General features: G+C 41.9%; 6 protein-coding genes. 1 reads left to right on the forward strand and 5 read right to left on the reverse strand.

Going from position 1 to position 8,833, the window contains the following annotated elements:
* From Q1V93_RS16700 to Q1V93_RS16710, 3 genes are all read right to left on the reverse strand, one after another.
* On the reverse strand, positions 1 to 3,185 hold a 3,185-nt coding region (locus Q1V93_RS16700; RefSeq protein WP_300666231.1), incomplete at its 3' end, for an Ig-like domain-containing protein.
* Position 3,186: 1 nt separating this feature from the next.
* Positions 3,187 to 3,855 carry a hypothetical protein gene (locus tag Q1V93_RS16705; protein ID WP_300666233.1) on the reverse strand — a complete coding sequence of 223 codons (669 nt, stop codon included), beginning with the start codon at positions 3,853 to 3,855 and terminating at the stop codon, positions 3,187 to 3,189.
* A gap of 522 nt (positions 3,856 to 4,377) precedes the next feature.
* The gene (locus Q1V93_RS16710) at positions 4,378 to 5,946 is read right to left on the reverse strand and encodes an AraC family transcriptional regulator (RefSeq protein WP_300666235.1); all 1,569 of its coding nucleotides are present in this window, start codon (positions 5,944 to 5,946) and stop codon (positions 4,378 to 4,380) included.
* Positions 5,947 to 6,118: 172 nt separating this feature from the next.
* Between Q1V93_RS16710 and Q1V93_RS16715 the strand changes: the two genes are divergently transcribed.
* Entirely contained in the window at positions 6,119 to 6,661 is a 543-nt protein-coding gene (locus Q1V93_RS16715) for a hypothetical protein (protein ID WP_300666237.1), read from the forward strand.
* A gap of 52 nt (positions 6,662 to 6,713) precedes the next feature.
* On the opposite strand, the gene Q1V93_RS16720 is transcribed toward Q1V93_RS16715, so the two are convergent.
* Positions 6,714 to 8,219 (reverse strand): hypothetical protein, encoded by a 1,506-nt coding sequence (locus tag Q1V93_RS16720; protein WP_300666238.1) that lies wholly within the window; start codon positions 8,217 to 8,219, stop codon positions 6,714 to 6,716.
* Between the two features lie 177 nt (positions 8,220 to 8,396).
* Positions 8,397 to 8,833: LytTR family DNA-binding domain-containing protein (locus Q1V93_RS16725; RefSeq protein ID WP_300666240.1), on the reverse strand; the 437-nt coding region annotated here is incomplete at its 5' end.

An 8,833-nucleotide genomic window follows, 5' to 3' on the forward strand; every position in this document is an offset into this window, starting at 1 on the left:
GTAATTTCTCCTGTAACCGTATCAACTGTCACTGTACCATTTGTTGGTGGAGTAACAATGGTGACACTCGGTTCATCCAGATTTCCGTCAGCATCCGTATCGTTTGCAGGTACATCAATGACAATTGAAGTGTCCTCATCAGTAGTTACCGTGTCTTCGTTCGCTACCGGTGGATTATTCACTGAGTTGACAGTAATAATAACCAGCGCGGTATCACACAATACAGGCATTCCCGTATCGCAGATCGAGTAAATCAAGGTATCGGTTCCGTAGAAGTTCGGATTCGGTGTATAGGTAATCTCACCTGTTATTGGGTCAACTGTTGCTGTTCCGTTTGTTGGCGGATTAACAACTGTGACACTTGTATTGTTCAGGTTTCCGTCAGGGTCTGTGTCGTTTGAGGGTACATGGATGACAACCGGAACGTCTTCATCCGTAGTTGCCGTATCTTGATTGGCTACCGGAGCATCATTTACCGGAGTTACCGTGATAATGACCAGAGCCGTATCACACAATACAGGTATTCCTGTATCGCAAATCGAGTAAATCAAGGTATCCACTCCGTTAAAATTCAGGTTCGGTGTGTAAGTAATTTCGCCCGTAACAGGATCAACTGTTACCGTTCCGTTAGATGGCGGGTTTACAACCGTTACACTGGTATTGTCCAGATTACCATTGTAATCCGTATCGTTGGAAGGAACATGAATACCAACCGGAGTGTCTTCAGCTGTTGTTGCTGCATCGCCGTTTGCTACCGGAGGGCAATTTGTTACCGTTACCGGCAAAGTGATGTGTGCAGCGTTATATTCGCACGCATTCAACGGATTCGTACCATCAGTAACTTCTGTGCTGTTCGTCACTCCGTCACCATCACAATCGCCACTATTCCATGACGCATCAGGCATCGTACTTTGACTTGTCAAAACAAAACTACACGGGTTATTCGGATCCGTTCCGTCTGTAACTTCGTTTCCGTTGGTAATTCCGTCACCATCGCAATCACCGCTTAGCCAGGATCCGCTTTGAGGAAGTGTAATACTTGCCACTTGTAATTGACATGGATTCAAGGGATCCGTTCCATCCGTAACTTCTTGTTCGTTGGTTACTCCGTCACCGTCACAATCTCCTGCGTTCCATGCAGCATCTGGAGTGCCCTGACTTGCCAACAGAAAATTACAACCGTTTCCGGGGTCCGTTCCGTCCGTAATTTCCTGTCCGTTTGTAACTCCGTCTCCATCGCAATCACCTGCAAGGTTCGATAGAATATCCACATCTACAAAGAAATCCTCTACTTCACCATGAATAACGGGGCCAAAACTTCTCTCGTCAATTGTTGCAGTTGCAGGATTGTCGTTTAACGCTTCAGTTGTTATTCTGACGCGGGCATACTTGTTTCCACAAGAAGTTGAAACACCATTCCATTGAAGATTTACGGTCTGAGGATCATTCGATGAAGGAACGGAAGCCGTGAAAATCTCATTCTGAGAAAACACCCCGTCATTGTTCCAGTCAACCCATGCATAAACATTGGCATTGCTTCCCGAATTGTTGGTAAAGGTCAGCGCAGTTGAGAAATTTGGATTAGCAGTGGTATGTGACAAAGGAATTGCCAACCCATCCTCATCTGCGCCGTCACCATTTGTACCGGTATTATTTGCACCGGGTGCTACATTATTACTTAAACCATTGTCCGGATCCGGTTGAATTGTTCCCAGGTAAATCGCATCTCCACACATGTAATAGTGCGTGGCAGGATTTCCGTTTTCATACGAAAGCGGCGCATCTCCTGCGTCATACGTACTGGAACCACAAATCAAACCTACTGGCGTATTTGCACAGTCGAATGTAGAAACCGTGCTCGTTCCCGATACCCCGTCTCCCATCGAACCGTCAATTTTATGCCCCATGTAGCAATATCTTTCGGCACATAGTTTCATGATTGCTGTAGTATGTCCTCCTACTTCTACATAGGTTGCGTGATCCGTCCCGGGGTTAAACCCATTTGGAACTTTCGGTAAAGTATGATTCCCTGTTCCTCCGGGCACACCGATCATTTCATTGTTATTAGAACCCCAGGACCATAATTCGCCGTTGGAAAGAATTACTGAAACAGAAGCATTGGGTGTTCCGGGTGATCCGTCATTGTCATTTGCAGAAACAAAAATAACATTGGCAAGATCTGCCGTATTCGTTGAGCTTCTTACAGGAACCCATCCCGTAGAATTGGTTGTATTTCCTTGCCCGAGTTGTCCGTTTCCGTTACTTCCCATGGCATACAATTTATTGTCTGCAGGGTTGATCGCGTAATAACTTGCTCTGTTGCTCGCATCATTCCAGGTATTGTTTCCAAAATCAGCAGTCATGGCAATCATTACAGGAAGACCTGAAAACGGTGTGGTCATCGCAACCGCCCGATTGTAAGTCGCTACTGCCGAACCGTCACCTCTGTAACATCTCGCTCCCCACGTGTACCACTGACCGGTAGAAGTTACCGCAAATGCGCCTGCAGGAGTAACCCGGATATCAACCACCCCGGTGAGCGGAGGGTTTCCTGTTATATCTCTGGTTACTCTTGCCCAATAATTATCACCGGCTCCCGGTGAAACTCCACCGATTCCGTGAATAGCATCATTACGGCCACTTACATATACTTCTCCCGAATGTGTGAGCAAAACCAATGCTCCCCAGGATGCAATCATGTTCTTAATATCTGTTGGAACAATTCCTGCCGGCATGGAGATTTGTGCAAACCCGGTCAGATTATCCAATCCTGTTCCAATTGCAACATTATTGGCTCCCCACGAATAAAGTCCGTTTGTGGAAAGTACAAATGCCTGTGTGGTACCGGAAGATTGAGTAGCCAATGTTGCAAAAAGCGGTGCTCCCGTATAATTGTAGTGTTGTGCAGGAATTCCCGCATTCGGTTCGATTACAACCGGTGTCAGATGTCTTGCCGCTGCTGAACCATTTCCGTTAGCTGTTGAACCTGCCCCCCAAATAAGAAATGTCCCGTCCGGACGGGAAGCAATCGTCGTATGAAATCCGGATTGGATTTGATCATACGGCTGAAGCGGGTTGCAACCCGAAGACTGTGCCCGGGCTTTTGAACCCAACAAAATGAGAGACCCAATACCAATGACCGCGGCATGAAATGTTGCTTTGTTGAAAAGTGATTTCTTTTTCATGTTAGTTTGTAATTGAGTAGTTAAAAAAGAGGGCTTCTCCTTTGGCATCGTAAACACGGAACTGGATATTTCCTTTCGTAGAAACTGCACCCGACAATTCGAATGAAAGCTCATTCGCGCCATTCTTCAGGACAGTCCGGTCATTTTTCAAACGGGAAGAAACATTGGCTACACCGGTTGTTTGTACTTCACGCATGGAATACGTGTACGCTTGTCCGTCATACGTTTGCAAGATGACAGGAACCGTCATCACAATTCCGGATGCATCACCAGTACTAAGCGGTCTTGAGAATGCAACCTTTTCCAGGTCAAAAATCATGCGGGCACTGCTCACTTCTACCGTTACAGTTTCTGTTTTACCCGGGTGATCTCCGTGAGCGGGAATATCAAAAGTAATCTGATACGTTCCGGGCTTTGAGAAAACCAGGTCTCCGGTCGTTTTTCCGGTTCCGGATGCTTTGCTTGCTCCCGTTTGAGGCGCAACACTCCATGAAATGTTTAGAGAAAGATCGGTGGCAACTCCTGCCTGAATTGCATCACCAAAGCAAATCGAATAATGACTTTGTATGACACTGACATCATCTTCACACGAAAAATGTGTCGGGCTTCCATTTCCATATGCCAACAGGCACAGCCAGGAGAACCCTAACACGGTGAATAGTTTTTTCATCATTGAGAAAATATTTTTAGTTATTGTTTAAAAATTTGGTGCGAATATAGACCCGGAAAGCAGCTCGAGAAGGTCAGATGTATGTTCAAATTCCTGAATTTAAACAGCTTAAAAAGCAATCAGACACCTGACAAACAAAGGATTAAAACCAAAACAAGTTCATAACCGATTTAGCATTGCGTTGGGGCAATAAAGGGGCAAATTCATGGAAAAGCAGCCCGGAAAAACTCAAAATACGCCGTAGAAATTTTTCGGTACAACAAAAAAGACCGTTCGCGAAACAACAGTCTTTCTTAAATTCAAGTCTCAATTATTAAATCCGGGCACCAACCATTCGCGGGATCCGTAGAGGGTAATAAAATCCTCTGTGTCCTTTGCATCTTTAGCGTTTACTAAGTACGTCTTATCTTTAAGCGCAAAGCCTTAGTCAGTTTTATTTCACGTAAATGATCACCTATATTTTCATACACAACCTATAATTGGATATCGTGCAGATTCCACAGATCGTTTATTCCCGTATTCTTACTTGCTTTCTTCCAAATACTGTAAAAAAGTAGATGGGGAAAACCCTGTTACGGATTTGAACACAGCAGAGAATTTGCTGTGGGATGAAAAACCACATTCTTCTGCCAGGACACTCAACTTATAGTTTTTGAACCTCTCCTCCTGCTCCATTTTTTCAATAATGTATTTGATCCGGAGTTCGTTGATATAGGTATTGAAATCCTTGTTCAGATAAGTGTTCAATACATGAGAAAGGTATTTCGTGTTGGTCTTTAACATTCCCGCAAGAATCGGAAGGGAAATCTGCTTATCGGTGTACTTTGTTCCGCTTTCAAACTCTTTCAGGTCCTTTAAAATCTTCGCTTCAATCGCCTCCGACATCATTTTCTTGTTGGACGGATCTTTCTTTTCTATTACGGCAGCAACAGATTTCCCCTGTTCTCTCTCGTATTGAGCCTGTCTCATTTTCTTCATGACATCCCTGAAGCGCTCACGCTCGCGTTTCCGGCTTCTTCTGTGCCACACAAAAGTCAAAACCACCACCACACACAATACAATGGATAGGATGAATAACAAGTTTCGATTGTGTGCAAGAGCCTTTCCTTTGGATTTGGTCGTCTTAACAAAATCCGTGATGGATTCTTTCTTCTTTTTCTCACTTAATTCCAGCGCTTCAATGTACTTGTTGTTGTACTTCGAAGACTTTATATAATCTTTGGTGACCTGATAATAATCTGCCAGCGTTTTATACACTTCGATTTTTAGTTCCAGATAATCGGATTGCTCAACGATTTCTTCTGCTTTCCGGAGATTTTCAAATGCCGGGACTAAATCTTTCTTTTCCAGGTAAATCCTTCCCAATCCACTGTAAATGAAACCACTCAACATGGCGCTTTCCTGCGTCACTTTTGTCAATTGCTCCGAAGCTTTAGTATAATGAGCGAAGGCCTCATCCCATTTTTTCAATCCGATGCAAATACGTCCAAGCAGCTGTTCATTCGTAGCTAAGAAATAAGTTCTGTCCTGTTCGCTGTAAACCAGCTGATTGAAATATCCGTCCGCGCGCTTCGCTGCTTTATAAGCCTTCTTAAAATCCTCGTATTCAATTTCATAATAAGCCGTTTCCTGGTAAATCAACCCAAGATACAGCTTCTTCATCTGTTCATTTTCGATTTTATTGCTAACCTCTTTCCCCTTTTCAAGGTATTCCTCACCCTCTTCATACAACCCCATGATCCGGTATTGCGTAGATAGAAATCCGGCAATTCGGGCTTCCCAATCGTAAATTTTGTTCTTTACGGCAATCGAATCAGCCTTTACGGCATACTGAACCGATTTTTTGATGTCGCCTTTTTGCTGGAACAAAGAAGAAGAAAGCATCAATGCTTTCAATTGATGGATCTCCAAAGTTGAATTCCGGTACAATGAATCCGCAATCCGGATCGCCTTATGAATATCTGTAGCTGAAATCGTTACTGCCGTCGCGAAATAAATACTATCGAATTTCTGATGAATATCCGGGGCCTTTTGGATACTTATACCACTTATTGATATACAAATAAGTACAAGCGCTTTAATAAATTTCATGATTTTTAGCAATAAGGAAGTCGAACTAAGTGTGTCTGTTTCAGGCCACAATATTAACCAAAAATTTCTTTTTGAGTCAACTAATTTTTTTTGTATATTTACCTTAAAAAGAAAAACACCTTCTATTTCAGAAATGCTGTCGGATTGATTACGACCATTTAAAACTCAAACTATGCAAATCGGAAAACAATTCAAGACCTTTTCACCGGACGAATACTTTTTCTATATTGATAACTACAAGAAATACAAAGACTTTAACACATTGGGGCTTTACCGGTCAATCGTAGAAAATGAGAAACTAACTCTTGCGGATAAGTTATCCGTGCGTGAATACGCCCACAAAACATTCAAAAAGAGTTTTGATTTTCTTCAGCTCAAGGACCCGGTAACTTTTGTTAAAGTCGAGTACTTAGGGAAAGAACTAACAAAAGGTGACCAAGAACAAGTGTGGGAACAAATACGGAAAAATCAGCAGTTGATTTTAAAAGACAAAAGAATCAAACACCGGAATTTCGGAATATATTCCAAACACATTTGCTACAGTGATTGTGTCTGGAACGGTGTCATGATCCGACAAGGTTCCTGGTTGACGGAATATGCCATGCACTTCGACAGTGATCAAAACAAGTGTGACCAAAGAATCAAATCGGACAATCGAAAATCGGACCGGAAAAAAGAACGTCAAATCATCAACCGGGAAATTGAAAACGGATAAGATTTCAACTTCCCGGCCAGCTTTTCAAAGGTGATTTCTCTTCACATTTCGGCTATTGGTCACATAAATTCACATTGAAATCCCGTTTGGATAAAGCCTCAAAATATCCCATATCCGATTTATCGTTGCTCTCAAATTTATCTGTGAACAAAAAGGAGTTCCCTTTGGAGTCTTTGCAATGAAGTGTCACATACAAAAAGGTACTGTTAAACCCGAACTCATCCACTGTTGTATTCCACTCACTCACAATGGTTAAGTTGACAAAAGAGTAATTACGGCCTTCTTTTTTATTGTAGAGTGCAATACCATAAGCGGCTATTTCTTTTAACCGCGGTTTTAAGGCCAAAATAGAAGCATTCTTAATTTCTGCGGCCGGATTACAAGTAACCCCATTCGGTACTTTAGCTGCTTTTTTAGGAATATAGGTATAGGTTCCTGAAGCAATGACCGTATTTAAATCGCCCTCCGGTAGTATTTCAACTTTCACGACGTGCTCTTTATCTTCAATCTTTTCAGGAAACAGGGATTGTAACCAGTAATTATTTCCGCTAGTTGCATTTCGCAATACCAAATCAAAAACACCACTCGTTTTAGATTTGGCGGAAACATTTTGAATGTAAATGATATTGTTTCCTGATTTGACACCATCAATCGTGACTTTTATTCGAAACTTACTTTCCTTTCGCTCACTCAGATTTTCTTTGATCACAGCTGAGCTTGTATCGATACATTTCGTTAGTCCTTTATCCAGGAAAAAACTACAGCTGATTTTTTCATCCAGTGTAAACGTTGATTTGTAGGAAGCTGCCATGAATTTGTTTTCTTCACTGACTTTATTCCCGAATAAGACTTTGCCTGTATGTTGCTTCTGAAAGTCAGATACAATACCCTCATCCGGCTTATCCATGATGGTTTTAATGGCCAGTTGCTTTTGATTATTCCGGTATGCTGCTACCGCTTTTTCATACCGGTCAAGATAACTTGCAAAACCCTTTTTTTCTTCCTCCAAATCAGCAGAAGCAATTTTCTCGTCTTTCGTTTTTTTATAAAAACCGCCTCCTGTTTTTGTCCCTTGTTCCGTGTCATAATGCAACAAATGGAAATAGAGTCCTTTCGCTTCGGAATAAAGGATGAAATCCTTTTGACCGTTTAATCTGTCCAGATCTGTGACTAAAGCATATACATCTCCATCCAGCTTTCGGAAGTTCGTTTTTTTCATGTTTCCTGCATCATATCCATGATAATATTTACAAAATGGAAACTCTTTTGAAGAGGAATTCCCTTTGTAAAGAATGACGGTCAAATCATCCCCGTTCTTCTCCACATCAGCGTAAATATTATTATCAAAAGCTTCAAATCCGTCACTCCCGATGTCTGTTCCAATGTATTGGAGATTGCCGGGTTTATAAAATGAACGGCCGGGCTTTTCTGCAATCTTATCCAAAGCTTTACTGAACGCCTTTTTGTTCACTCCGTTCTCCAACATGCCCGAAAGTCTTTGCGAATAGCACTGCAGGAACATACTGATAAATAGAAAGCTTAAACTGATTTTTTTCATTTCTTGTAATTTGAATTAACGGATTGGGGCTGTTGCAAAGTCTGCTTACCCTCTTCCTTACTGAGAGCACCAAGCAGATTTTCCAACAAAAATACAGGAGATTACAGACCCTATTTTCAGAAATGAACATTCGAAGCCATTGTCAGGAAGTTCGTTGATAAATCAGGGAAATTTGTTTCAGAGCGTTTTAAGCAGGTTTAAAAATTCTTCCTTTTTGCGGATTGCAAGCGGAATGGCTGTTTTATCTTTCATGACAATCGTATTACTGTCTCCTTTCAGGTAATGATCGAAATAAAACATGTTGATCAGGTGTGATTGATGACTTCTGAAAAAGCCCATTGGAACCAGCATCGTTTCATATTCTTTCAAAGTGGTCGATACAAGCAATTTTTTGCCGCTCTGCAGGTAAAAGGTCGAATAGTTTTTCTCCGATTCACAACGCACAATATCCTGTATGTTGACGGAATAAATCCTTTCAGCGGTTTTTAAAATGAGTTTCTGGTTGTTTTTTGATCGTTCCATATTGGAAAACAAGGTATTGAACTGCATTTCCAGCAGATCTTTACTCATGGTTTCTGCTGCTTTCCTCACAGCCTCCACAAGCTCATCAGGAT

The organism is Fluviicola sp., assembly GCF_030151805.1.
Classification (GTDB): domain Bacteria; phylum Bacteroidota; class Bacteroidia; order Flavobacteriales_D; family Crocinitomicaceae; genus Fluviicola.

Excerpts from the sequence above, each read along its gene's own strand:
- Q1V93_RS16715 (WP_300666237.1), top strand. The coding sequence starts at position 6,119 with ATGCAAATCGGAAAACAATTCAAGACCTTTTCACCGGACGAATACTTT.
- Q1V93_RS16705 (WP_300666233.1), bottom strand. The coding sequence starts at position 3,855 with ATGAAAAAACTATTCACCGTGTTAGGGTTCTCCTGGCTGTGCCTGTTG.
- Q1V93_RS16720 (WP_300666238.1), bottom strand. The coding sequence starts at position 8,219 with ATGAAAAAAATCAGTTTAAGCTTTCTATTTATCAGTATGTTCCTGCAG.
- Q1V93_RS16710 (WP_300666235.1), bottom strand. The coding sequence starts at position 5,946 with ATGAAATTTATTAAAGCGCTTGTACTTATTTGTATATCAATAAGTGGT.